The following is a 23,602-nucleotide window of genomic DNA, read 5'->3' as shown; positions in this document are numbered from 1 at the left end:
TTTCTGACCGGTTTGACCCCGGTTAATCGTCGAATGCCTCAAGTGCCCCGTCAGGGTCGAACATTGACCTGGCGGGGCGCTGCGGTATGGTCGGCCGACCCAAGGCTGAACGAGGAGCGTGCGCACGTGTTCAACCGGACCAGTCTGCAGGTCGCTGCAGCCCTTGCGTCCATATCCCTGGTGTCCGGATGCGGGCTGTTTTCGGACAATGAATCCGCGGCGGACCAGAGAATCGTGGTCGGCACGACGAGTTCTCCCACCACGCTCGATCCGGCAGCCGCTTGGGACAATTCCTGGGAGCTGTTCCGAAATGTCTTCCAGACGCTGGTGAGTTTCCCGACGGGAAGCACTTCCCCGCAGTCGGACGCCGCCGACTGCAAATTCACCGACACCGCCAGCCGGATCTTCGAGTGCACCCTCCTCGACGGGCTGAAGTTCTCCAACGGCAACACGCTGGACGCCAAGGCCGTGCAGCACTCCATCGAGCGCATCCGGAAGATCGACGCCGACGGCGGCCCGAACGGGATGCTCGGTTCCCTCGACTCGATCGAGACGGTCAACGACCGCACGGTCGTCTTCAAGCTGAACAAGCCGGACGCGACCTTCCCCTTCGTCCTGGCCACGCCCGCCATGTCGCTCGTGGACCCGGCCGAGTACCCGGCCGACGCGCTCCGCGAGGACGGCGAGCTCACCGGATCCGGTCCGTACGTCCTCGACGAGTACACCGAGGGCGAGAAGGCCGAGCTGACCAAGAACCCCGTCTACAAGGGGTTCGCGGACCGCAAGAACGCCGGCGTGACCATCCGGTACTTCAAGGAGTCCGAGCCGATGGTCGCGGCGCTGAAGAAGAAGGAGATCGACGCCACCTACCGCGGTCTCACCGCCGAGGAGGTCGTCGACCTCCAGAGCTCCAGCGACGCCAACGAGCACCTCCAGCTGATCGAGTCGCCGGGCGCCGACATCCGCTACCTCGTCTTCAACGCCCAGGACCCCTCGGTCGCCAAGGAGCCCGTCCGCAAGGCGATCGCGCAGCTCGTCGACCGTGAGGAGCTCGTCGACAAGGCGTACAAGGGAACGGCCGAGCCGCTGTACTCCATGGTCCCGAAGGGCATCGTCGGCCACACCACCGAGTTCTTCGACCGGTTCGGCGAGCCGAGCGTCTCCAAGGCGCGGGACATCCTGCGCGACGCCGGGATCAAGAAGCCCGTCGACCTGACGTTCTGGTTCACCACCGACCGGTACGGCTCCGGCACCGCGCTGGAGTTCGCCGAGCTCAAGCGGCAGCTGGACGCCTCCGGGCTGTTCCAGGTGACCCTGCAGAGCAAGCCGTGGAAGGAGTTCGCCGCCGGCTACCAGAAGGGGCAGTACCCGGTCTTCGGCCGAGGCTGGTTCCCCGACTTCCCGGACGCGGACAACTTCATCTCCCCGTTCGTCGGCAAGCAGAACGCCCTGGGGACGCCGTACGTGAGCCCAAGGATCACCGACGAGATCCTCCCGAAGTCGCGTCGCGAGACCGACCGCGGGGCGGCCGTCTCCCAGTTCCGCGAGGCCCAGGAGATCATGGTCGAGGACGTCCGGCTGCTCCCGCTGTGGCAGGGCAAGCTCTACATCGCGGCCAGCGAGGACATCGGCGGCGCCGAGCGCGCGCTCGACCCGCAGACCGTCATGCAGATGTGGGAGCTCAGCCGCAGGGCGAGCTGGTAGACGGCCGCCGCCAGGCGGCCCGAGAAGCACCGTTGTCAGTGGCCCCCGGTAGGTTCTGAGGCGTAGAAGAGATCGCCTACCGGAGGTTGTTGACGTGACCGACACCGACATGCTGCCCGAGTCCTGGCGCGGCGTCCTCGGGGACGAGCTGCAGAAGCCGTACTTCAAGCAGCTGACCGAGTTCGTCGAGGAGGAGCGGGCCAAGGGGCCGGTCTACCCGCCGCGCGAGGAGGTCTTCGCCGCTCTCGCGGCGACGCCGTACGACAAGGTGAAGGTCCTGATCCTCGGACAGGACCCGTACCACGGGGAGGGGCAGGGCCACGGCCTCTGCTTCTCCGTCCGGCCGGGCGTCAAGACCCCGCCCTCCCTGCGGAACATCTACAAGGAGATGCAGGAGGAGCTGGGCCACCCCGTGCCCGACAACGGCTATCTGATGCCGTGGGCCGAGCAGGGCGTGCTGCTGCTCAACGCGGTCCTCACCGTCCGGGCCGGCGAGGCGAACTCGCACAAGGGCCAGGGCTGGGAGAAGTTCACGGACGCGGTGATCGGCGCGGTGGCCTCGCGGCCTGACCCGGCGGTCTTCGTGCTCTGGGGGAACTACGCCCAGAAGAAGCTTCCGCTGATCGACGAGGAGCGGCACGTCGTCGTGAAGGGCGCGCACCCCTCGCCGCTGTCGGCGAAGAAGTTCTTCGGGTCACGCCCCTTCACGCAGATCGACGAGGCCATCGCCGCCCAGGGCCACGAGCCGATCGACTGGCGCGTCCCGAACCTCGGCTGAGCCGTCCGACGGGCCGCCACCCGAGCCTGTGCCGGATCGGGGGCCTCGGCGGTTAGCGTCGGAGCCCCCGGACGGTGAGCGCGTGGAGGCCGCAGTGACCGAGCAGCAGCAGGTGGCGGACGACGGCGTCCTGACCCGGATCGGGCAGGCGACGATGCTGCTCCACGGCGGAGACCGCGAGGAGGCGCGCAACCGGTTCGTCGACCTGTGGGGGCAGATCGGCCCGGACGGCGACCCCCTGCACCGCTGCACGCTCGCGCACTACATGGCCGACGCGCAGGACGACCCGGACGCCGAGCTGGCCTGGGACCTGCGGGCCCTGCTGGCGGCCGAGGAGCTGTACGGGGAGCGGTCGGCCGGCCACGACTCGGCCGTCGCCCTCCGGGCCCTGTACCCCTCGCTCCACCTCAACCTGGCCGCCGACTACCTGAAGCTCCAGCGGCTCGACGCGGCCCGCGTCCACCTCGACCGGGCCCGCGTCGCCTCGGACGCCCTGGACGACGACGGCTACGGGAACGGGGTCAGGGCCGCGATCGAGCGGCTGGAGGTGCGGCTGCGGGGGCGGTAGGGGGCGGCAGTGCGGGCGGTGGGGCGCTCCTGGACTGTCGGTCGCCCGCAGCCCGGTCGGTCGTTCGTAACCCGTTGCCCGTAACCCCTCGCCCGGTCAGTCGCCCGTCGACCCGTCGATGCGCTCGCGCAGCAGATCCGCGTGGCCGTTGTGGCGCGCGTACTCCTCGATCATGTGGGTGTAGATCCAGCGCAGGTTGAACACCTCACCGCTCCGGTGCTTGCCCGTGCTCACGTCGTCCAGGCCGTGGGCCGCCGCGACGGCGCGCGCTCCCTCGATCTCCCGCTGCCAGACGGCGTGGGTCTCCTCCCAGGTGTCCGCGTCGGTGACCCGGAACGCGCGGTCCGTGTCCTCCGCCGTGCTGTAGATCCGCTCGGCCCGTTCGTCGGCCATGACCCGCCGGAACCAGCCGCGCTCCACGTCGGCCATGTGCCGGACCAGGCCGAGCAGGGTGAGGTTCGACGGGGGAGCGGAGGCGGTGCGCAGCTGGGCCTCGTCGAGGCCCCGGCACTTCAGGGCGAGGGTCTGCCGGTGGTAGTCCAGCCAGCCTTCGAGCATCTCGCGCTCGCCGGCGAGGGTGGACGGTTCGGTACGCGCGCTGTCATCGACGGAGGTCATCAGGGCATCGTGTCCCATGGGCCGGGCCCGGCGCCAGGGGGTTTGGCCGGGGTTCACCCGCCGAGCATGCCGCGCAGCAACTCCTGGAACCCGGTGCGCAGTTCCGCACGGCTGGGTACGGCAGAGTGGAACGATCCCGCCGCGCAGGAGAAGAGCAGCCCCTCGCACCAGGCGATCAGGGACAGGGCGTGGCGCGCCGGGGCCGTCGAGCCGGCGGCCGCCATCATCGCGATCAGTGGGCCGTGGAACGTCGCCGAGCCCGCCGCGTCGAAGAAGGCGCGGAGCTCGGGGCGGCGGGTGGCCTCCAGGGCGAGCTCGTAGCGCGAGACGAGGAGCGCCCGGTGGTCGGTGAGGTACCGGTGCAGGGCCAGAGACAGGGCGTCCACCAGGGCGTCGGGCCCGGCGTCGGGTCCCGGCAGCTCGTCCAGGGTGAGGACCCCCGACTCCAGTTCGACCTGCCTGCGGACCGCCGTTTCGAGCAGCGCCTGCCGGGTGCGGGCATGGTTCGACGTCGACCCCTGGGGCAGCCCGGCGCGCTCGTCCACGGCGCGATGGGTCAGCCCCCGCATCCCCCGGTCGACGAGGAGGGCGAGCGCGGCGTCACCGATGAGGGTGGGGCGGGAGAGGAGCCGGGCGGGGGAGTCCGGGCCCGCGGAGTTCGGGCCTGGCGAGCTTGGGGCGGGCGCGGAGGTGCGGGCGGTCATGGGGACAACCTATCCGCCTCTATCGCCATGACTACAGCTGTAGTACCGTCTCCATCAGGGAACTACAGGTGTAGTTGCCTGAACGGGAACGCCGAGGGGGAAGCATGGAACAGCACCGTGCCGTCGTGATCGGAGCGGGCGTCGGAGGGCTCACGGCTGCCGTCGCCCTCCATCGGGGCGGCTGGGACGTCACCGTCCTGGAGCGGGCCGCCGCGCTCACCCCGGTCGGGGCCGGCATCGGCCTCGCCCCCAACGCCCAGCGCGCTCTCGACGTCATCGACCTCGGCGACCAGGTCCGCGCGCTCTCCGCCTGGCAGGGCGACGGCGGAATGCGGGCGCCCGACGGCCGCTGGCTCGCCCGTACCAGCGCCCGGGCCGCCACCGAGCGTTTCGGCGGCCCGCTCGTCCTGTTGCACCGCGCCACCCTCGTCGGGATCCTCCTCGGCGCCCTCCCCGCCGGCGTCGTCAGGACCGGAGCGCCCGCCTCCGTCGCCGACCCCGGTGACGACGCTCGGCCCGCCCTCGTCCGCACCCCGGACGCGGACATCGAGGCCGAGCTGGTCGTCGGCGCCGACGGCATCCGCTCGACCGTCCGGAGCGCCCTGTTCCCCGACCACCCCGGACCCCAGTACTCCGGCTTCACGACCTGGCGCGTCGTCGTGCCCGCCCTCGACCGCCCGTTCGCCCCGCACGAGACGTGGGGCCGGGGTCGCCTCTGGGGCACTCAGCCGCTCAAGGACGGCCGCGTCTACGCGTACGCCATGGCCGCCGCCCCAGAAGGCGCCCAGGTCCCGGACGACGAGCGGGCGGAACTCCGCCGGCTCTTCGGTGGCTGGCACCACCCGGTCCCCGAGATCCTCGCCTCCGTCGCCCCCGACGCCGTACTGCGCCACGACGTCCACCACATGCTGGACCCCCTGCCCGCCTTCCACCACGGCCGCGTGGCTCTGCTCGGCGACGCCGCCCACGCCATGCAGCCCACCCTCGGCCAGGGCGGCAACCAGGCCATCGAGGACGCCGTCGTCCTGGCCCACCACGCGGGCCGGGGGCTCCCGCCGAGCGGCGCCCTCGCCGCGTACACCGCCGACCGGCTGCCGCGCACCACCGCCATCGTCCGCAAGGCCGCCCGCACCGGGCGGCTCACCCTGCTCTCCGCCCGACCCGCCGTCGCCGCGCGCGACGCGCTCATCGCGGCGGTCTCGCGCTTCGGTCCCGGCCTCGTGCTGCGCGGCTTCGACGGCATCGCCGACTGGCGCCCGCCCACCGCCGACGCCCGCCCGGGCGCCGCACACCCGGCAGACGAACGAGCGGCCGACGGACGATCGGCCGGCCAACGCCCCCGCGTAAGCTGACCAGCGCGAACGGCACGTCGGGTGCCGTCGCGCACACCTCGTCACGCGCAAGGGAGACCACGTGAAGGTCGGCTGCATCGGACTCGGCGACATCGCGCAGAAGGCCTACCTCCCGGTCCTCGCCACCCTCCCCGGCGTCGAACTCCACCTGCAGACACGGACGAAGGCGACCCTCGACCGGGTCGCCGAGACCCACCACGTGCCGCCGCTCCAGCGCCACGGCGACCTGGACTCGCTGCTCTCCGCCGGGCTCGACGCGGCCTTCGTGCACGCGCCGACCGCCGTGCACCCCGAGATCACCACCCGGCTCCTGGAGGCCGGCGTACCGACGTACGTCGACAAGCCGCTGGCGTACGAATACGCCGACTCCGAGCGGCTCGTGGAGCTCGCCGAGACGCGCGGGGTGAGCCTGGCCGTCGGCTTCAACCGCAGGCTCGCCCCCGGCTACGCCCAGTGCCTGGAGCACCCGCGCGAGCTGATCCTCATGCAGAAGAACCGCGTCGGGCTGCCCGAGGACCCGCGCACCCTGGTCCTGGACGACTTCATCCACGTCGTCGACACCCTGCGCTTCCTGCTGCCCGGCGAGGTCGAGCACATCGACGTACGGGCCCGGATCCGCGACGGGCTCATGCACCACGTCGTGCTCCAGCTCTCCGGCGACGGGTTCACCGCCATCGGCATGATGAACCGGATGAACGGCTCCACCGAGGAGATCCTGGAGGTCTCGGGCCAGGACACGAAGCGTCAGATCCTCAACCTGGCGGACATCGTGGACCACAAGGGCCAGCCGACGGTCCGCCGGCGCGGGGACTGGGTGCCGGTGGCGCGCCAGCGCGGTATCGAGCAGGCCGTCCTCGACTTCCTCGACGCGGTACGGGACGGCCGCACGCTCAGCGCCCGCGACGCCCTCCGGACCCACGAGCTGTGCGAGCGCGTGGTGCGCGAAGCTCTGACTCAGGCCTCCTGAGCGCGCCCATGCCCTCGGCGGCGCAGAGCGCGGCCAGGACCGTCAGGGCGAGGTACAACGGCCAGTCGCCGTACCGGACGTACCCCGTGGTCGTCTGCGAGAGCGGTACGGCGTAGACGGTCGCCGCGCTCCGGTCGGTGCCCAGCGGCGTACCGATGCGGCGTCCGTCCGGGCCGTACGCGGCGCTGATGCCGGTCAGCGTCGCGTGCACCATCGGGCGGCCGGTCTCCGCCGCGCGCAGAGCGGCGAGCGAGGCGTGCTGGGCGGGCGCCCAGCTGTCCTGGAAGGTCGAGGTCGCCGACTGGGCGATCAGCACCGCGGCGCCGTCGCGGGTGAGCCGGCGGCTCATGTCGGGGAACGCGGACTCGAAGCAGACCAGCGGACCGATCCGCAGCGCAGGGCGGCCGCCCTCGGCCGGCACCGTCATCACCACCGGCTCCGTGCCACGCCGCCGGTCCTCGTTCGCCGCCTTGCCCACCGACGTCACCCAGCCGAGGATCGGGCGTGCGGGGATGTACTCGCCGAAGGGCACGAGCCGCATCTTGTCGTACCGGTCGCCGGTCGGCCCCTGGGCGCCGATCAGCACACTGCTCTTGAAGATGCCCGGCCGGTCGGAGCGCCGGGCGTCCACGTTGACGAGGATCGGCGCGTCCACGGCCCGGGAGAGGGCGGTCAGCCGCTCCGCGTAGTCGGGGCGGTCGGTCAGGTCGGAGCCGACGCTGCTCTCGCCCCACACCACCAGGTCGACGTTCTGGCCCGCGAGTTCCCGGGTCAGCTCCTCGCCACGGGCGAACCGCCGCTCCTCGCCGTCCGGTCCGTCGTACACCCCGGGCTGGACGACGCCGATCCGTGCCGTGCCGCGCTCGCGGGGTGGGGCGACACCCCACCAGACCGTGCCCACCACCAGGGCGCACGCCACGAGACCGACCAGCGCGGTCATCCGTACGGCAGCGGCGGACACCACAAGAAGGGCCACGGCGGTGTTGACCGCCACCACCAGGAGGGACACCAGCCAGACGCCGCCGACGGAGGCGAGCCGAAGCGCCGGTGGCACCTGCCACTGGCTGGCGCCGAGGAGGCCCCAGGGGCCGCCCAGGCCCTCCCAGGAGCGGACGAGTTCGATGAGCAGCCAGCCGGACGGGACGACGACAAGGGCGGCCGCCGCGCGCGGTCCTGACGGTCCGTCCCCGAGCATCGCCCGCACCAGCCAGCCCCAGGGCAGCCACAACAGCCCGAGCAGCGCGGCGACGACGAGGATGAACACGTGCAGGCTCGGCATGAGCCACTGGTGCACGGCCAGCACGAAGCCGACCCCGCCCAGCCAGCCCTCCAGGCCGGCGCGGCGCGCGGTGGGCGCGGTGCGGAGCAGCAGCAGCCAGGGGACGAGCGCGACGTAGGCGAACCACCAGAGGGCGGGCGCGGGGAACGCGAGTGCGGGCAGCGCACCGGACACGACCGCCACCGCCGCGCGTGCGGCCCGGTGGGGCGTCGCCGCGGTGGGGTGCGCGGCTTCGGTGCCGCGACCACCGCGACGGCCGAACGGATTCCGCATGCCGCGTCGCCTCCAGGTGTCGCCTCCAGTGTGCGCCGTACGACGGCCCGCGGCCGTGCCCGCCACGACCGTACGAGCGGCCTTACGAGCGGTCGGACCAGCGGTCGTACGAGGGGCCGGACCGGCGTACCAGTGGCCGGACCGGCGGTCGTACGAGTGCTAGAGGCGGCGCCACTTCTCCTCGACGACCACGGAGCGCAGCCGCCAGCCGGCGTCCGTGCGGGCCAGGGAGAAGGCGTAGCGGCCGCCGCAGACGAAGTCCTCGCCGGACTCGAACCGCATCGGGTTCACGTAGTCGGCGCGCACGTCCGCGCTGTCGCCCGGGTAGCCACCGAGGTCCTGGATCCGGACGCGCCGGTTCACGATGAGGTGCTGGCGCACCGGGAAGAGCCGCATCGTCTCGGCGAGCCAGTCGGCGACCTCGTCGACGGGGCCCTCGACCCCGCCGGAACCCCGGTAGTCGGCGCGGCCGTCACGGGTGAACAGCGCCCGGTAGCCCGCCCAGTCGGAGTCGTCCACGGTCACCGCGTACCCGGTGACAAGGTCGTCGATGGCCATCCGGTCCATCACGGTCGCGAGATCCACGCGCTGCGTCATCGCCTCAGTCTCCGGCAGCGGGAGGCCCGCGCCAAGAGCCCTGCGCGCGCCGCGGGATCTTTCGGCGCCGCTCGCTATGCGGCCTCCCAGAGGTGGGGGCGGCCGCCGCGCCATTCGACCAGGTGGGGGTCGTCGAGGATCATGTCGGCGTCCTCGAGGCCCGCTCTGCGCAGGAACTCGACGAGGTCGGTGTCGTTGTGCGCCAGGCCCACGATCTGGCCGCGGACGGTGACGCGCCGCCCGCCGTCGGGGGACGGGCGGTGCACGACGATGGGTGCTTGCCAGGCCATGGTTCAAGGGTGCGGTGCGCACCCGAAGATCGCCCGGCGGCGGGCGGCGCGGAGCGTACGGCTCGGAGCGTACGGGTGGTCAGCCCCCGGACTCGCCCGCGTGCGGGCTGAGGGTGTCGGTGCCGACCAGGATGAAGAGCAGGATGCCGAGCAGGATCCGGTAGATCACGAAGGGCATGAAGCTCTTGGTGGTGATGAACTTCATGAACCAGGCGATGACCGCGTAGCCGACACCGAAGGCGATGATCGTCGCGAAGACCGTCGGGCCCCAGGAGACGTGCCCGCCCTCGGTCGCGTCCTTCAGCTCGAAGAGGCCGGAGGCCAGCACGGCGGGGATGGCGAGCAGGAAGGAGTACCGGGCCGCCGCCTCACGGGTGTACCCCATCAGCAGACCGCCGGAGATCGTCGCGCCCGAGCGGGAGACGCCCGGGATCAGGGCCATCGCCTGGCAGAAGCCGAAGATCAGGCCGTCCTTCACACCGAGGTCCTTGAGCGTCTTGCGCTCGCGGACGACGCGGTGCCGGCCGCCGGCCTCGTCGCGGGCGGCGAGCCGGTCGGCGATGCCGAGGACGATGCCCATCACGATCAGCGTCGTCGCGATCAGCCGCAGGTCACGGAACGGGCCCTCGATGTGGTCCTTCAGCGTCACGCCGAGCACACCGATCGGGATCGAGCCGACGATCACGAGCCAGCCCATCTGGGCGTCGTGGTCGCTCCGCATCGACTTGTCGCGCAGCGAGCGGAACCAGGCCGAGACGATCCGCGCGATGTCCTTGCGGAAGTAGATGAGGACGGCCGCCTCCGTGCCGATCTGGGTGATCGCCGTGAAGGCGGCGCCCGGGTCCTCCCAGCCGGCGAAGGCGGCGGTGAGGCGGAGGTGCGCGCTGGAGGAGATGGGAAGGAACTCCGTCAGCCCCTGGACGAGTCCGAGGATGAATGATTCGAACCAACTCATGGGGCTAGGGCCGTCCCGAATGTGCTCGTGCCGTCAGAAAGGGCGGTCGCGTCTCGGATCGGAGATCAACCGCCGGTCGTTGCGCAGCGTACCGTCCTCAGATGAAGGCCCCGCCCCAGGGTCTGGGGTCTCAGGACGACGCGGGAGCCGCCGTCTCCGCAGGACCGGCAGTCTCCACAGGACCCGCCGTCTCCGCAGGACCGGCCGTCTCCACAGGACCCGCCGTCTCCACAGGCCCCGTGGTCGTCCAGCCCGCCGACCGCACATGCTGGGTCAGGCTCGCGGGGTCCGCCTCGTCCCCGCAAGAGGCGCAGACCACGCGGGGGCTGAGCACCTCGCCGCAGGCGTGCTCCAGGACCACCGGGCGGTCCTCGGCGTTCAGGTGGCGGTCGCCCCAGGCCATCAGCGTCAGCAGGACGGGCTGTAGCTCCCGCCCGGCGGCCGTGGCCCGGTACTCGTAACGCGCCGGACGCTCGCTGTACGGCACCTTCTCCAGGATCCCGGCCTCCACCAGGCGCTTCAGGCGCGCGGTCAGGATGTCGCGCGGGGCCCCGGTGTTCCGGGCGATCCGGTCGAAGCGGCGCACACCGAGGGAGATCTCGCGCAGCACCAGCAGGGAGTACTTCTCGCCGACGAGGGCGAGGGTGTCGGCGATCGAGCAGGGGCGGGGAGCGGCCTTCATGCGCCCCAGCCTAAGGCAGCGAGGGAGAGAGGGTTTGAAAATCAAACTAACTGGGCTATGTTACTGACAGGTGTTGGTCCAGATATCAAACTCACCAGGTGATCGAGGAGCCGTCATCATGCGCGACGCCGTCATCGTCGAAGCGGTCCGTACACCCATAGGCAGGGGGAAGACGGGCGGTGCCCTGTCCCAGGTCCACCCCGTTGCTCTGCTCTCCCACACCCTGCGCGCCCTGATCGAACGCAGCGGCATCGACCCCGCGCTCGTCGACGACGTCATCGGCGGCACCGTCGACCAGGTCGGCGAGCAGGCCATGAACACCACCCGGTACGCCTGGCTCGGCGCGGGCTTCCCCGAGTCGGTCCCCGCCACCACCGTCGACCGGCAGTGCGGCTCCTCCCAGCAGGCCGTGCACTTCGCGGCGCAAGGGGTGCTCTCGGGGGCGTACGACATCGCCGTCGCCTGCGGGGTCGAGTCGATGAGCCGGGTCCCGATGTGGTCGAACGTGCCGCCCGGGGCCGACCCCTTCGGGCCCGGCGTCGCCGAGCGGTACCCGGACGGGCTCGTCCCGCAGGGGATCAGCGCGGAGCTCATCGCCGCGAAGTGGTCGATCGGGCGCGAGGCCATGGACGAGTTCGCCGCCGCCTCGCACGCGAAGGCCGCGCGGAGCTGGGAGACCGGGCTCTTCGACGCCGAGGTCGCTCCGTACGGAGACGTCCTGCGCGACGAGTCGGTACGGCCCACGACCACGCCGGAGATCCTCGCCGGGCTGCGGCCCGCCTTCGAGGACCCCGGCTTCGCCGAGCGCTTCCCGCAGATCGAGTGGTCGGTGACGGCCGGCAACAGCAGCCCGACCAACGACGGCGCCTCGGCCGTCCTCGTCATGGCGGCCGAGACCGCCGAGCGGCTCGGCCTGCGCCCGCTCGCCCGGCTGCACAGCTTCGCGGTGACCGGCTCCGATCCGCTGCTCATGCTGACCGGCGTGATCCCCGCGACGGAGAAGGTGCTGCGGCGGGCCGGGCTCGGCCTGGCCGACATCGATCTCTTCGAGATCAACGAGGCGTTCGCCAGCGTCGTACTCGCCTGGCAGCAGGAGACCGGCGCCGACCCGGCCAAGGTCAACGTCCACGGCGGCGCGATCGCGCTCGGCCACCCGCTCGGCGCGAGCGGCACCCGCCTGACCACCACCCTGGTCCATGCCCTGCGCGCCCGGGGCGCGCGCTACGGCCTCCAGGCGATGTGCGAGGCGGGCGGCCTGGCGAACGCGATGATCGTCGAGGCGCTCTGAGGCTGGGCGGACGTCCGCGCTAGCGGGGGTCGCCCGCGCCCGTCGTCTCCAGCGGGCGCGTCTGGACCGGTTCCGGTGATGGTCCTGTCGCCGTCGCCCGGGCGCGCAGGCCGTGGCGCTTGCGCCAGGCCACGATCGCCGCCGCGAGGCCGGAGAGCACGATGAAGCCCATCGAGATCAGGAACGCGGGCGAGGTCGGCGACCCGGCCTCGCTGCCCGCCACCACGTACGCCGCCGTGTTCGGGATCGACCCGAGCCCGGTCGCGAGCAGGAACGGCGCGTACCCCATGCGGGAGACCGCCGCGCAGTAGTTGGCCGCCGCGAACGGGACCCCCGGGAAGAGCCGGATCGCCAGGATCGAGCGGAACCCGTGCCGGCTCAACTGCCCGTCCGCCGCCGTCAGCCAGCGCCCCCGGAGCAGCGGCCGCAGCGCGTCCTGACCGAGCAGCCGCCCGAGGGTGAACGCGATCCCCGCGCCCAGGACCGTCCCGGCCAGCGCCGCCACGATCCCCGCCTGTGTGCCGAAGAGCGCGCCCGCGGCCAGGTTCAGGATCGGCCGCGGTACGAAGGCCGCCGTGCACACCCCGTACGCCAGACCGAACAGGACCACCGCGCCCGCACCGCTCGACTGGGCCGGCCAGCCCTCGGCGAGCAGCCGCTGTGGCTCGTAGAGCAGCACGGTCGCCGCCGCGGCGAGGAGGAGCGCGGCGAGCAGGGAGAGGCGCGACCAGGGCGACAGCATGGCCCGGGAGCAGCGGAGCGCGAGGGAGCCCGGCGGTCGGGTGACGGGGTCGAGCATCCGGGGAGAGTAACCGACGTACCCATGTGATCGCCGTAATGTCCGTCATCCGCCGTACTGCCATCCGATGAACTGTGATCGGCCGAACTGTGATCGGCTGAGCTGAGACCGGCCGTCCGGCGATCGCCCGTCCGGCGATCGCCCGTCCTGCCATCGCCCGTCCTGCGATCGGCTGAGCTGTGATCGCCCGTCCTGCGATCGGTCGTACCGTGACCGCCTGCCCTGCCAGCGGCCGTACTGTGACCCGTATGACGTCCGCGCCGCCCGCCGTCCCTGTCAGCGCCCTCGCCGACACCCTGCTCGCGCGCCTCACCGAGGTCTACCCGGCCGCAGGCGACCCGTTCCGGGCCCTGGAGATGGTCGCGTACATGAAGGGCGTCGCCCCCTTCCTCGGTATCCGCACCCCCGAGCGGCGCGTCCTGTCCCGTACGGTCCTCGACGGCACCCCGCGCCCCGACGAGGCCGACTGCGCGGCCGTCGCCCTGCGCTGTTTCGCCCTCCCCGAGCGCGAGTACCACTACTTCGCCGTCGACTACCTCCGCCGCCACGTCCGGCGCTGCTCGTCCGGCTTCCTGCCCGTCGCCCGGCAGCTGGTCACCACCGACTCCTGGTGGGACACCGTCGACCACCTCGCCGCCCATGTGGTCGGCGGGCTCGTCGCAGCCGATCCGGCGCTCGCCGCGCGCATGGACGAGTGGATCGAGGACGACGACCTCTGGATCGCGCGGACAGCGCTCCTGCACCAACTGCGCTTCAAGGACGCCACCGACACCGAGCGCCTTTTCGCCTACTGCCTGCGCCGCGCCGAAGACACCGACTTCTTCCTCCGCAAGGCGATCGGCTGGGCCCTGCGCGAGTACGCCAAGACGGACCCCGACGAGGTACGCGCCTTCGTCGAGGCGAACCGGACCCGGCTGGCCCCGCTGTCGGTGCGTGAGGCGCTCAAGCACCTCTGACGCCGCTCAACGCCCCCTCGCTGGAAAATCGTTCGACGCCGGGCGCTCGCCCCGCGATGATCGGGGGCATGTTCCGGTACGCCTTCCTCGCAGCACGGCCCGCAGTCGCGGCCGCGCCGAAGGCTGCCGTTGTCGATTCCGTCGTCGATTCGGTCGTCGATTCCACGTTCCTCGCCGTCGTCGCACTCGACGGCGTCCGAAGCTGACCCTCCCCGGATCGTCCGGCGGACCCCGTAGGGGGAGGGTCGGTTCGGTCCCGGGGTCCCCTCACACGCTTCGAGCTCAAGGAACGAGCGAACCATGCCCAAGACGGCATATGTGCGCACCAAGCCGCACCTGAACATCGGCACCATGGGCCACGTCGACCACGGCAAGACCACCCTCACCGCCGCCATCACCAAGGTCCTCAGCGAGCGCGGGACCGGCACCTTCGTGCCGTTCGACCGCATCGACCGCGCGCCCGAGGAGGCCCTGCGCGGCATCACCATCAACATCGCGCACGTCGAGTACGAGACCGACACCCGGCACTACGCCCATGTGGACATGCCAGGCCACGCCGACTACGTGAAGAACATGGTCACCGGCGCCGCCCAGCTCGACGGGGCGATCCTCGTCGTCTCGGCGCTCGACGGGATCATGCCGCAGACCGCCGAGCACGTGCTGCTCGCCCGCCAGGTCGGCGTCGACCACATCGTCGTCGCGCTCAACAAGGCCGACGCGGGGGACGACGAGCTGACCGACCTGGTCGAGCTGGAGGTACGGGAGTTGCTGACCGCGCACGGCTACGCCGGCGACAGCGTGCCCGTCGTCCGGGTGTCCGGGCTCAAGGCCCTGGAGGGGGACGCGCGCTGGTCCGGGGCGATCGAGGCGCTCCTCGACGCCGTGGACACGTACGTGCCGATGCCGGTGCGCTACGTGGACGCGCCGTTCCTGATGTCCGTCGAGAACGTGCTCACCATCACCGGGCGCGGGACCGTCGTGACGGGCGCGATCGAGCGGGGCACGGTCCGGGTCGGTGACCGGGTCGAGGTCCTGGGCGCGGAGACCGAGACGGTCGTGACCGGTGTCGAGACCTTCGGCAAGCCCATGGAGTCCGCCGAGGCGGGCGACAACGTGGCGCTGCTGCTGCGTGGTGTCCCGCGTGACGCGGTCCGTCGCGGGCACGTCGTGGCGGCGCCGGGGAGCGTCGTACCGCGGCGGCGGTTCACGGCGCAGGTGTACGTCCTGTCGGGCGCGGAGGGCGGTCGTACCACCCCGGTCTCCACCGGCTACCGGCCGCAGTTCTACATCAGGACCGCGGACGTCGTCGGCGACGTCGACCTCGGAGAGGCGGCGATCGCGCGCCCCGGCGACACGGTCACCATGACCGTCGAACTGGGCCGTGACGTACCGCTGGAGCCGGGCCTCGGCTTCGCGATCCGCGAGGGCGGCCGCACGGTCGGCGCCGGCACGGTCACGACCGTGGCCTGAGCCCGACCGCCGTACGGGGCCCGCATTCCGTACCCACGGAGTGCGGGCCGACCGCCGTCAGGCCCGTGGGCGCCCCGACGTCGCCCTGAGTACCGCAGGCACAATGAGGGTGTGAACGAGGTCAACGAGCAGATTCCCGTCGTGCGCGACGTCGACGGAGGCACCGCCCGGCTCATGCCGGACATCGACCGGGAGCGGGCCTGGCTGCTCACCGTCGACGGCGCACCGCAGTCGTACGTCGACCTGGACGAGCCCACGCACCTCGAATTCGAGTACGCGCGTCGGCTCGCCCATGTCCTCGACAGCGCGGCCGACGACGGCGCCGCCCTCTCCGTCCTCCACCTCGGCGGCGGCGCGCTCACCCTGCCCCGCTACGTCGCCACCACCCGCCCCGGCTCCCGCCAGGACGTCGTGGAGGCCGACCTGGGGCTGCTCGACCTCGTCGCCGAGCACCTTCCGCTGCCGGAGGGCTCCGGGGTGGCCGTGCACGGAGCGGACGCCCGGGAGTGGCTCGGGAAGGCCCCCACGGCGTCCGTGGACGTCCTCGTCGCCGACGTCTTCGGCGGCTCGCGCGTCCCGGCGCACCTGACCTCGGTGGAGTACGCGCGCGAGGCCCGGCGCGTGCTGCGGCCGGGCGGGCTCTACGCCGCCAACCTGGCCGACGGGGCGCCGTTCGCCTTCCTCCGCTCCCAACTGGCCACCTTCGCCGCCGTCTTCGCCGAGCTCGCCCTGATCGCCGAACCGCCCGTGCTGCGCGGCCGCCGCTTCGGCAACGCCGTCCTCGTCGCCTCCGACGGGGACATCGACACCGCCTTCCTGGCCCGCCGCGCGGCGGCGGACGCCTTCCCCGCGCGCGTGGAGTACGGCGAGAGCCTCGCGCGCTTCACCCGCGACGCACGGCCGGTGGACGACGCGGGCGCGGTGCCCTCTCCCGTACCGCCGGACGGGGCGTTCAGCATCGGGTGACGGTGCTGTCCCCAGCGGCCGCCGGTGCTTCGGGGCCGCGCGTGAGCTCCTTCGTATGCGTGCGGCGCGTCAGATTCCGTACGTCGGGGACGAACAGCACGAGGGCCGTGACGACCACGATCAGCACCGCCGAACCCCACAGCGCCTGACTCCGGCCGAAGAGGCTCTCCGCCGGGCCCGCGAGCGCCGTGGAGAGCGGGAGCATGGCCGTCGAGCCGAACCAGTCGTAGGCGGAGACCCGGGACAGCTTCTCCTCCGGGATCTCCTGGTGCAGCGTGGTCATCCACGCCACACCGAACACCTCGATGGCCACCCCGCTGACGAACATCGCCACCGAGAGCCCTACGACGTCCAGTGGCACCGCGAGCGCCGCCGAGGGCAGGGCCAGGGGGAAGACGCCCAGGGTGCCCACGAGCAGCATCCGGCGCGGCTTCCAGCGCATCATCAGGAGCGCCCCCGAGAGCGTGCCCACGCCGAACGCGGCGAGCGCGAGCCCCCACGGCCGGGCGCCGCCGAGTTCGTCCCGGGCCACCAGCGGCCCGTACACCGACTCGGCCGCGCCGACGAGGGCCACGACGACGGCGAACTGGGCCACGATCGACCAGAGCCAGGGGCGCCCGACGACCTCCTGCCAGCCCTCGCGCAGATCGGCGAGCAGTCCGCCGCCCGGCTTCCGCTCGGCGATGTGGCTGACGTCGAGGAAGGCGCGGAACGCGCCGGCGACGGCGAAGGCGGCCGCGTCGATGGCGAGGACCCAGCCGGGGCCGACGGCGGCGATCATCGCGCCGCCGAGCGCGGCGCCGCCGATGCCGGCGCCGTGCATCGCCATCCGGAAGAGGGCGAAGGCGCGGCCGGCCTGCTCCCCGCTGACGCTGGACATCAGCATGCCCTCGGCGGCCGGGCTGAAGAAGGCCTGGCCCGTTCCGCACAGCGCGGTGAGCACCATCATCTGCCAGAGCTGCGGGTCGCCCGCGAGGACGAGGACGGCGAAGGCGGCCTGCGAGACGCAGTTCAGCGCGTTGGCGGCGACCATGACGCGGTGCCGGGGTATCCGGTCGGCGACGGCGCCGCCGATCAGCAGGAAGAGGACGAGCGGGAGGGTGCGGGCCGCCGCCACCAGGCCCACGTCGCCGCCGTCGCCGCCGGACTGGATCACCGCGAACGCCGCCGCGATCAGGGCACCGTGGGTGCCGAGGTTGGTGACGATCGCGGCGGCGGTCAGCAGGACGTAGTTGCGGCCGGCCCAGTCGGGGCGGCGGGAGAGGAGCGGGGTGCGGGGGGAGGCGGCGGGTTTTCTCACCCCGGGACTATCCCCGTAGCCGCCGCCCCCTGCCAAACCGATTTACGCCAGGACCGACTTGTGTCAGGAAGACGCCGGGGCCAGCCGTACGGTCGCCAGGATCTTCTGGATCGTGGCGTCCGCCAGCTCGTCCTTGACCCCGTCGGCGCCGTAGAGCACGAACGACGAGAAGTCGCCCTTGGAGTTCTTGAAGGAGAACGCGATGGACTTGCCGTCCGCCTCGCACGGGTTCCGCTTCTTGATCCCCGGGGCGGTGGCCGTCGAGACGCTGCCGGTGAGACCGGACGTGGTCGTGTACGGCACGGCCTTGGTGATCTTGATGGTGCCCTTGGGCATGTGCTGGGCGTAGCCCGCCCACACCCAGTTGCCGGCCTCGTTGAACGCCGCCTCTTCGGTGTTCTTGGCGCCCTGGCCGCCCTTGGTGCCCGCGCTGCTCAGGCCCCAGTTCTCCTTGGAGCCGTCCTTGTTCGTGTCGAACGTGCACCACTTGCTCTTGTAGCGCACCGGAGACGACATCGTGACGACCGGGGAGCCGTCACCCTTCTTCTCGTCCTCGAAGAACGCGACGCTGCCGGGCTTCAGGAGCTCCCAGTCCGGGGGTACGTCGAAGAGCGTGCCGTACTTCGGATTGTGGACGACCTTCCAGCCGGGGATGGTCGGCTGCAGGTCGGCGTCGTCGCGAGGGTTGTCGATGGAGGAGGTCGGCGCGGGGCCGGTGGGGGTGACAGGGGCGGACGAGGAGGCCTTCGGGTCGTCGCCCGCGTGCGTGTTCTTGTCGTCGTCCTTGCCGAGGACGAGGAACCCCGTCACGCCGGCCGCGGCGACGACGGCGGTCGCGGCGACGATGGCGATCAGGGTCGTCTGCTTCTTCTTGCCGTCGCCCGGCCCGCCGGGTCCGCCCTGCGGCGCCCCGGGCACCGCGTACTGCGGCACGGTCGGCTGCTGGTACGGGTTGGGCTGCGGGTAGCCGGGCTGCGCGGGCTGCTGCGGGTACCCCGGCTGCGTGGGCGGCTGCTGAGGGTATCCGGGCTGTTGCTGCTGATAGCCGGGCTGTTGGTACGGGTTGGGCTGCTGGTTCGGCTGCTGGTACCCCGGCTGCTGGTAGGGGTTCTGACTCTGGTCCTGCGGGTTCTGCTCGCCCCCGGGCGGCTGCTGTCCTGGCCACATGGCCAGTAACCATAGAGGTGTGGCGCGAACCCTGCTACGCCCGCCCCCGTGAGGGCGGGTGGCGAGGGGGATGGCCATCCGTGCTACTCGTGGGTAACATCGCCTCATGAGCGCAGACCAGATGTCCGTCGGCGAGATGCTCGCCGCCACGGTTCCCATGGCCAGGACCCTCAACCTCGAGTTCCTGGAGACCACTTCCGAGCGGGCCGTCGTCCGCCTGCCGGACCAGGCCGACTACCACAACCACGTCGGCGGCCCGCACGCCGGAGCCATGTTCACGCTGGCCGAGTCGGCCAGCGGCGCGATCGTCCTGGCCGCCTTCGGCGACCAGCTGAACCGCGCGGTGCCGCTCGCCGTGACGGCCGAGATCGGCTACAAGAAGCTGGCCATGGGCGTCGTCACGGCCACCGCCACCCTGGGCCGCCCGGCCGCCGACGTCGTCGCCGAACTGGACGCCGGCGAGCGCCCGGAGTTCCCCGTCCACATCGCGATCACGCGCGAGGACGGCGCGGTGACCGGCGAGATGACGGTCGTCTGGACGCTGCGGCCGAACGGCCAGGGGAAGTAGCGACGTAAGGGGTACGGGGGTTACGGAGGCGTCAGCCGGCTGAGGCCCTCGTACCACCCGTACCGCCCCTCACGCGTCGATGACCACCACGCGTGCCCACTCCGGTGGTGAGTCCGGGACGTACTCGGGGTTGTCCTCGTCGTACGACCTAGGCCTTCGCGCGCGGGGGAAGAGGCCCACCACCGTCCGGCAGGGCGGCGGTGCGCTGGGCCACGGGGTCTGGCCGTCGGTCAGGGCCACGATCACATCGGGGCGCGGACGGCCGCCCAGGGCCTTGGCGAAGCCCGCGCGCAGATCCGTACCCCCGCCGCCGATCAGCGGGATGCCCTCCGCCTGGCAGATCGGGTCCGCGACCCGGGCCGCCGCGTCGCACGACACGACGGAGACGAGGTCGCGACGGCCGCCCACGGTACGGGAGATGGCGGCGACCTCCAGGAGCGCGCTGCCCAGTTCGGCGTCGCTGACGGAGCCCGAGGTGTCGATGACCACGGTGACGCGCGGCGGCCTCCGCCGCAGGCTCGGCAGCACGACACCGGGCAGCGCGGTCGAGCGCCGGGACGGACGGCCGTAGCTGTAGTCGTCGCCCGCGCCGGGTCCCGAGGTCGCCGAGCGGAGCGCCGCGCCCAGCAACTCCCGCCACGGCTGCGGCGGATGGAACGCCTCCTCCGCCCACCGCTTCCACCCCCGCGGGGCGTTCCCCGGCCGCCCGGAGATGGCCTGCGCCACTCGGAACCGCACCGCGTCCCGCTGCTGCTCGCTCAGGCCGTCCGCGCCGTCGGGGCCGAGGTCCCACTCCCGCGCGCTGCCGTCCGCACCGCTGCCGCAGTCCAGCCAGACGAGGTGCTCCGTCCTGGGGCCGAGTCCGAACTGACGCAGGTAGTCCTCCATCAGCTCCCCGGAGGGGAGGTGCAGGTCGCCCGGTACGACGGCGCCCTGCGGCCGCACCAGGCCGTCGCCGAACGCGTCGTCGTTGATCTCCATGTCCGCCGCGATGTTCATCCGCAGCCGTTCCGCCGGGCCGGTCAGTCCGCGCGTCCGGGCGAGCCGGTCGCCGCGCCCGTGGTGGTCGCGCAGCAGGTGCGACACCTCGTGCACCCACACCCCGGCCAGCTCCTCCACCGGGGTCCGGTCCACGAACCCGGGGGAGACGTAGCACCGCCAGTACCGGTCGACCGCCATCGTGGGCACCTGGCGCGACTCCACCGTGTGCAGGGCGAACAGCGCCGTCGCCAGGTACGGCCTGGCCCGGGCGGCCTGCAGCCGCGCGGTGTAGAGCTTGTCGAGGTCGAGGTCGAGGCGGAGGTCCAGGCGGAGGTCCAGGCGGGGGTCGAGGCGGGGGTCCAGCCCCGCCGCAGCCCCTTGCGCTCCGCGCGTCCCCGCCGTCATCGGCGGGCCTGCGGCTTCAGGGCCGCCTGGGCGGAGCGGGCCGCCGCGTCGTCGGCGCGCCGGGAGAGGGAGACCACGCCGGCGAGCTTCTTGATTGCCGCCGGAACCGTCCAGTCCGCCTGTCGCAGTGACGCGAGCGTCGTCGCCGGTACGACCACCAGGTCCGGGGCCCCGGTCTCCAGGGCCCGTACCAGGACCGCCCAGGCCGCGTCCCAGCGCGCCTCGTCCGGGCGCCCGCGCACGGCAGCGACGACTCCGTCGAGCGCGGCCTGGCGCAGGTCCCCGCGCTCGGGCAGCTCGGCGGCCTCGGGGTCGGCGAGCAGCGTCTCGGGGTCAGGGAGGTCCATCCGGTCCACGCTCGCCATCACTTCGAGGCCGGGCCCGTCGCCGACGGCGCCCCGCACCAGTTGGGCCAGGACGTCGCGCGAGGAGCCGGCCGCCGTCGCGAAGGCGATCAGCCGGAGGGTCATCTCCCAGCTCCGGGGCGAGGGCCAGGGGCCGCCCCGCCGCGTCTCGCTGTTGGGCAGCCGGTGCACGAGCTCGGGGCGGACGGTCAGGAACCCGCAGACCGCGCGCCGGGCGAACTCCACGGCCTCGGGCAGCTTCCCGGGGTCCAGGCGGGGCAGGGTGGCCCGGGGCCAGGTCCCGCCGAGGCCGCGGACGACGACCTCGCCGTCGTGGGCCCACTGGAGGTGGACGAACCGGTTGGCCAGCGGCGGGCTCAGCTCCCAGCCGTCGGCGGCCGAGGACCTCGGGTTGGCGGCGGCCACGATCCGTACCCCGGGCGGCAGTTGGAGGGCGCCGATCCGCCGCTCCAGGACGAGCCGGAGCAGCGCGGCCTGCACGGACGGCGGCGCCGTGGACAGCTCGTCCAGGAAGAGCAGCCCCCGGCCGGCGCGGACCAGCCGCACGGCCCAGTCCGGCGGGGCCATCGGGACGCCCTGCACGGCGGGGTCGTCGCCGACGACGGGCAGGCCCGAGAAGTCCGAAGGCTCGTGCACGCTGGCGATCACCGTGGTCAGGGGGAGGTCCAGCTCCTCGGCCAGCCGGGTCAGGGCCGCCGTCTTACCGATCCCCGGCTCACCCCAGAGGATCACGGGCAGGTCGGCGGCCACGGCCAGCGTCAGGGCCTCCAGCTGGGTGTCGGGCCGGGGTTCGGTGGTGGTGTCGGCAAGCAGCGTCAGCAACGCGTCGGCTACTTCGAGCGGGGAGTCGGGGGAGGGGGAGTCGGGGGCGGCGGGGGTAGGGGCGTACGCGGGCATGGTGGACAGAGCAGTCATGAGTGATCACCTGGGAAAGTCGTGGTGGGAAGGCTGGGAACGTGAAAGGGGGCGGAGCCCCGGTGTTGCGGGGACGGAGCCCGGTGGCGCGCCTCAGTGCGCGAGGCGGGGGCGGGTTCGTGCGTCGCGGGGGCGGCGAGGGGCGGGCGCGACGCGGTGGGGCGGTGGTACGTCGAGGCCCGAGCGGAACATCCCGTAGGCGATCCGCCGCCGCGCCGCCGCCTCAAGGGCGTCCCGCAGCGGTCCGCCGCGCAGCGTCGCCCCGGGCCCGAGCAGGCCCTCGACGACGGCGAGCGCACCCGCGACGTCCCCGTGCTGGAGGCGTTCGCTCACGCCGGCGAGGCAGTCCGGGCGCCGGTGCGCCTCGTCGATCGCCCGCAGGCAGGGCAGAGGGGTGCCGCCCAGGGCGACGAGCAGCTCCTCCCGCGCGACCTCCTCCGGGCCGTGGTCCAGCGGAGCCAGTACGCCGTCGACCAGAGCGATCCGGTGCCGGTCACCCCGGCACTCCACGACCCGGGGCCCCGAGGCCGCCTGCTCCTCGGCGGGGCCGGTGGGGCCGGTGGGCATGTGGTCCGGTACGAGGGCGGAGGCGACCAGCGGGTGGAGCCGGCCGGCCTCGATCGCGCCCGCCCGGAGCAGCTCCAGATCGGGCAGCATCCAGGTCGCCGCGTCCGGCAGGACGAGCGGCGCGGCGGCGCTGGCCGTATCCCTACCCGCCTTCGTGGCCAGGTCGGGATCCACGTCCACGTCCACGTCCATGTCCACGTCCAGCGTGAGGCGGCGGCGTGAATCGAGGCGTACGGTCACCGGACCGCCGGACCTGCCCTCGGCCCGGAGCACGTGCCTCGCCTCCGCCGGCCAGCGGTCGACGGCACAGAGGTACCCCTCCGGTACGGGCGTCTCCGCCCCGCCCGCAGGCGGGGCGTCGGCCCCCGAGCGCAGACGCAGCTCGTCGGCCCTGCGCGCGTCCCACAGGTGGCGGTGCAGGTCGAGGCGGAACCGCCGCCCCGGCCGCGGGTGCGGGTGGCGCCCGACGGGGCCCTGACCGAGGGACCCGCCCGAGTAGCCATCAGAGGACCCGTCCCAGAGGGCGAGGCTGATCCGCTGGCCGCCCTCCGCCCACGCGGGCGGGGTCCGGGCCACGAGATGCACCGGGCTCGCCCGCGCCGTCGGCTCCGCGCCCGCCGTCGGCTCCGCCGGGGCGTACCGGGCCAGCGAGATCGTCAGCCCCGGGCGCAGCAGCCCGTGCGGAGCGACCCTCGGCATGTGCCAGCGCAGCAGGTCGGGGGCCAGGTGGCGGAGATCGCGCCGGAGCCGGTCGGTGAGGTCCCGGCCATGGGCCCGGGTCACGGACCGCAGGTCGAGGTCGACATCGACGCGCGCGGCGGCGCACGCCCCGGCCCAGTCGCCGGAAAGGCGACGGGCGGTCGCGGTCTCGATCATGGACGGCGGCACGGCGAACTCGCGGACGCGCAGCCAGAAGGAAAGGAAGGAAGCGCGGGAATCCTCGTACGCGGTGTGAGTGGTCATCAGCACTCACCTTGCGCGGACGGGACCCCCCAACACTGAACAGTGTGAGTCGTCATCGTGGCGGAGCGTAGCCCGCCCCGGCCGCGGCCGACCAGTCATTTACGGACCCGGCGGGCGGCGGGCCG

23 protein-coding genes and 1 pseudogene are annotated in these 23,602 nt (G+C 72.8%); 11 read left to right on the top strand and 13 right to left on the bottom strand.

Annotated elements, in window-relative coordinates; translation table 11 throughout:
- Window positions 1-126 precede the first annotated feature (126 nt).
- The 3 genes from ACFWRO_RS18040 (at window position 127) to ACFWRO_RS18030 (ending at window position 3,050) form a co-directional block, all read left to right on the top strand.
- On the top strand, window positions 127-1,704 hold the full coding sequence (locus ACFWRO_RS18040) for an ABC transporter substrate-binding protein (protein WP_384511152.1): 1,578 nt from the start codon (window positions 127-129) through the stop codon (window positions 1,702-1,704).
- Window positions 1,705-1,798: 94 nt separating this feature from the next.
- Complete coding sequence (gene ung / locus ACFWRO_RS18035) at window positions 1,799-2,482, top strand: uracil-DNA glycosylase (protein ID WP_362009677.1); 684 nt, start codon at window positions 1,799-1,801, stop codon at window positions 2,480-2,482.
- A gap of 94 nt (window positions 2,483-2,576) precedes the next feature.
- On the top strand, window positions 2,577-3,050 hold the full coding sequence (locus ACFWRO_RS18030; RefSeq protein ID WP_384511263.1) for a hypothetical protein: 474 nt from the start codon (window positions 2,577-2,579) through the stop codon (window positions 3,048-3,050).
- 96 nt (window positions 3,051-3,146) lie between these two features.
- Here ACFWRO_RS18030 and ACFWRO_RS18025 read toward each other — a convergent pair whose 3' ends face one another.
- The gene (locus ACFWRO_RS18025; RefSeq protein WP_384511149.1) at window positions 3,147-3,668 is read right to left on the bottom strand and encodes a DinB family protein; all 522 of its coding nucleotides are present in this window, start codon (window positions 3,666-3,668) and stop codon (window positions 3,147-3,149) included.
- Between the two features lie 53 nt (window positions 3,669-3,721).
- A complete protein-coding gene (locus ACFWRO_RS18020) occupies window positions 3,722-4,372 on the bottom strand; it encodes a TetR/AcrR family transcriptional regulator (RefSeq protein ID WP_384511146.1) in 651 nt (216 codons plus the stop codon).
- Window positions 4,373-4,476: 104 nt separating this feature from the next.
- Between ACFWRO_RS18020 and ACFWRO_RS18015 the strand changes: the two genes are divergently transcribed.
- Both ACFWRO_RS18015 and ACFWRO_RS18010 read left to right on the top strand, forming a co-directional pair.
- The gene (locus tag ACFWRO_RS18015; RefSeq protein ID WP_384511143.1) at window positions 4,477-5,724 is read left to right on the top strand and encodes an FAD-dependent monooxygenase; all 1,248 of its coding nucleotides are present in this window, start codon (window positions 4,477-4,479) and stop codon (window positions 5,722-5,724) included.
- 61 nt (window positions 5,725-5,785) lie between these two features.
- Window positions 5,786-6,691 carry a Gfo/Idh/MocA family protein gene (locus tag ACFWRO_RS18010; protein WP_384511140.1) on the top strand — a complete coding sequence of 302 codons (906 nt, stop codon included), beginning with the start codon at window positions 5,786-5,788 and terminating at the stop codon, window positions 6,689-6,691.
- On the opposite strand, the gene lnt is transcribed toward ACFWRO_RS18010, so the two are convergent.
- The 5 genes and pseudogenes from lnt to ACFWRO_RS17985 all read right to left on the bottom strand — a co-directional run.
- Window positions 6,615-8,243: an apolipoprotein N-acyltransferase gene (lnt, locus tag ACFWRO_RS18005; protein WP_384511137.1), complete on the bottom strand. Its 1,629-nt coding sequence runs from the start codon at window positions 8,241-8,243 to the stop codon at window positions 6,615-6,617. The two genes, ACFWRO_RS18010 and lnt, sit on opposite strands and share 77 nt — an antisense overlap.
- Window positions 8,244-8,402: 159 nt before the next feature.
- The gene (locus tag ACFWRO_RS18000; RefSeq protein ID WP_384511134.1) at window positions 8,403-8,840 is read right to left on the bottom strand and encodes a nuclear transport factor 2 family protein; all 438 of its coding nucleotides are present in this window, start codon (window positions 8,838-8,840) and stop codon (window positions 8,403-8,405) included.
- A 74-nt stretch (window positions 8,841-8,914) separates the two neighbouring features.
- Window positions 8,915-9,130 (bottom strand): hypothetical protein, encoded by a 216-nt coding sequence (locus ACFWRO_RS17995; protein ID WP_362009694.1) that lies wholly within the window; start codon window positions 9,128-9,130, stop codon window positions 8,915-8,917.
- A 79-nt stretch (window positions 9,131-9,209) separates the two neighbouring features.
- Complete coding sequence (locus ACFWRO_RS17990; RefSeq protein WP_384511131.1) at window positions 9,210-10,085, bottom strand: undecaprenyl-diphosphate phosphatase; 876 nt, start codon at window positions 10,083-10,085, stop codon at window positions 9,210-9,212.
- Window positions 10,086-10,317: 232 nt separating this feature from the next.
- A pseudogene (locus ACFWRO_RS17985) lies at window positions 10,318-10,767 on the bottom strand (winged helix-turn-helix transcriptional regulator); the annotation flags it as partial.
- Between the two features lie 118 nt (window positions 10,768-10,885).
- Between ACFWRO_RS17985 and ACFWRO_RS17980 the strand changes: the two are divergent.
- Window positions 10,886-12,055, top strand: coding sequence for a thiolase family protein (locus ACFWRO_RS17980; RefSeq protein WP_384511128.1), 1,170 nt, complete (start codon window positions 10,886-10,888; stop codon window positions 12,053-12,055).
- 19 nt (window positions 12,056-12,074) lie between these two features.
- Here ACFWRO_RS17980 and ACFWRO_RS17975 read toward each other — a convergent pair whose 3' ends face one another.
- Window positions 12,075-12,854 (bottom strand): TVP38/TMEM64 family protein, encoded by a 780-nt coding sequence (locus ACFWRO_RS17975; protein ID WP_384511125.1) that lies wholly within the window; start codon window positions 12,852-12,854, stop codon window positions 12,075-12,077.
- A gap of 248 nt (window positions 12,855-13,102) precedes the next feature.
- On the opposite strand from ACFWRO_RS17975, the gene ACFWRO_RS17970 reads away from it, so the two are divergent.
- The 4 genes from ACFWRO_RS17970 to ACFWRO_RS17955 all read left to right on the top strand — a co-directional run bounded on the left by ACFWRO_RS17970 (window position 13,103) and on the right by ACFWRO_RS17955 (window position 16,246).
- A complete protein-coding gene (locus tag ACFWRO_RS17970; protein WP_384511122.1) occupies window positions 13,103-13,810 on the top strand; it encodes a DNA alkylation repair protein in 708 nt (235 codons plus the stop codon).
- 68 nt (window positions 13,811-13,878) lie between these two features.
- Entirely contained in the window at window positions 13,879-14,016 is a 138-nt protein-coding gene (locus tag ACFWRO_RS17965) for a hypothetical protein (protein ID WP_384511119.1), read from the top strand.
- A 94-nt stretch (window positions 14,017-14,110) separates the two neighbouring features.
- Window positions 14,111-15,280 carry an elongation factor Tu gene (gene tuf, locus ACFWRO_RS17960; RefSeq protein ID WP_384511117.1) on the top strand — a complete coding sequence of 390 codons (1,170 nt, stop codon included), beginning with the start codon at window positions 14,111-14,113 and terminating at the stop codon, window positions 15,278-15,280.
- Window positions 15,281-15,454: 174 nt separating this feature from the next.
- Window positions 15,455-16,246 carry a spermidine synthase gene (locus ACFWRO_RS17955; RefSeq protein ID WP_384511260.1) on the top strand — a complete coding sequence of 264 codons (792 nt, stop codon included), beginning with the start codon at window positions 15,455-15,457 and terminating at the stop codon, window positions 16,244-16,246.
- On the opposite strand, the gene ACFWRO_RS17950 is transcribed toward ACFWRO_RS17955, so the two are convergent.
- Together ACFWRO_RS17950 and ACFWRO_RS17945 are read right to left on the bottom strand one after the other, a co-directional pair.
- Complete coding sequence (locus tag ACFWRO_RS17950; protein WP_384511114.1) at window positions 16,233-17,546, bottom strand: MFS transporter; 1,314 nt, start codon at window positions 17,544-17,546, stop codon at window positions 16,233-16,235. The genes ACFWRO_RS17955 and ACFWRO_RS17950 overlap by 14 nt on opposite strands.
- Before the next feature lie 63 nt (window positions 17,547-17,609).
- Complete coding sequence (locus ACFWRO_RS17945; protein ID WP_384511111.1) at window positions 17,610-18,713, bottom strand: hypothetical protein; 1,104 nt, start codon at window positions 18,711-18,713, stop codon at window positions 17,610-17,612.
- A 106-nt stretch (window positions 18,714-18,819) separates the two neighbouring features.
- Here ACFWRO_RS17945 and ACFWRO_RS17940 point away from each other — a divergent pair, with 106 nt between their 5' ends.
- A complete protein-coding gene (locus tag ACFWRO_RS17940) occupies window positions 18,820-19,281 on the top strand; it encodes a DUF4442 domain-containing protein (RefSeq protein WP_384511108.1) in 462 nt (153 codons plus the stop codon).
- Between the two features lie 69 nt (window positions 19,282-19,350).
- Here ACFWRO_RS17940 and ACFWRO_RS17935 read toward each other — a convergent pair whose 3' ends face one another.
- The 3 genes from ACFWRO_RS17935 to ACFWRO_RS17925 form a co-directional block, all read right to left on the bottom strand.
- Window positions 19,351-20,667 (bottom strand): VWA-like domain-containing protein, encoded by a 1,317-nt coding sequence (locus ACFWRO_RS17935; protein WP_384511105.1) that lies wholly within the window; start codon window positions 20,665-20,667, stop codon window positions 19,351-19,353.
- On the bottom strand, window positions 20,664-21,929 hold the full coding sequence (locus ACFWRO_RS17930) for an AAA family ATPase (RefSeq protein WP_384511257.1): 1,266 nt from the start codon (window positions 21,927-21,929) through the stop codon (window positions 20,664-20,666). The genes ACFWRO_RS17935 and ACFWRO_RS17930 overlap by 4 nt, the downstream gene beginning before the upstream one ends.
- A 111-nt stretch (window positions 21,930-22,040) precedes the next feature.
- Window positions 22,041-23,477: a hypothetical protein gene (locus ACFWRO_RS17925; RefSeq protein ID WP_384511103.1), complete on the bottom strand. Its 1,437-nt coding sequence runs from the start codon at window positions 23,475-23,477 to the stop codon at window positions 22,041-22,043.
- Window positions 23,478-23,602: the final 125 nt, after the last annotated feature.

This window comes from Streptomyces sp. NPDC058579 (genome assembly GCF_042718575.1).
Taxonomy (GTDB): Bacteria; Actinomycetota; Actinomycetes; order Streptomycetales; family Streptomycetaceae; genus Streptomyces.
Note: the sequence above shows the minus strand (reverse complement) of the source record. Positions and strands in the feature narration are given on the sequence as shown.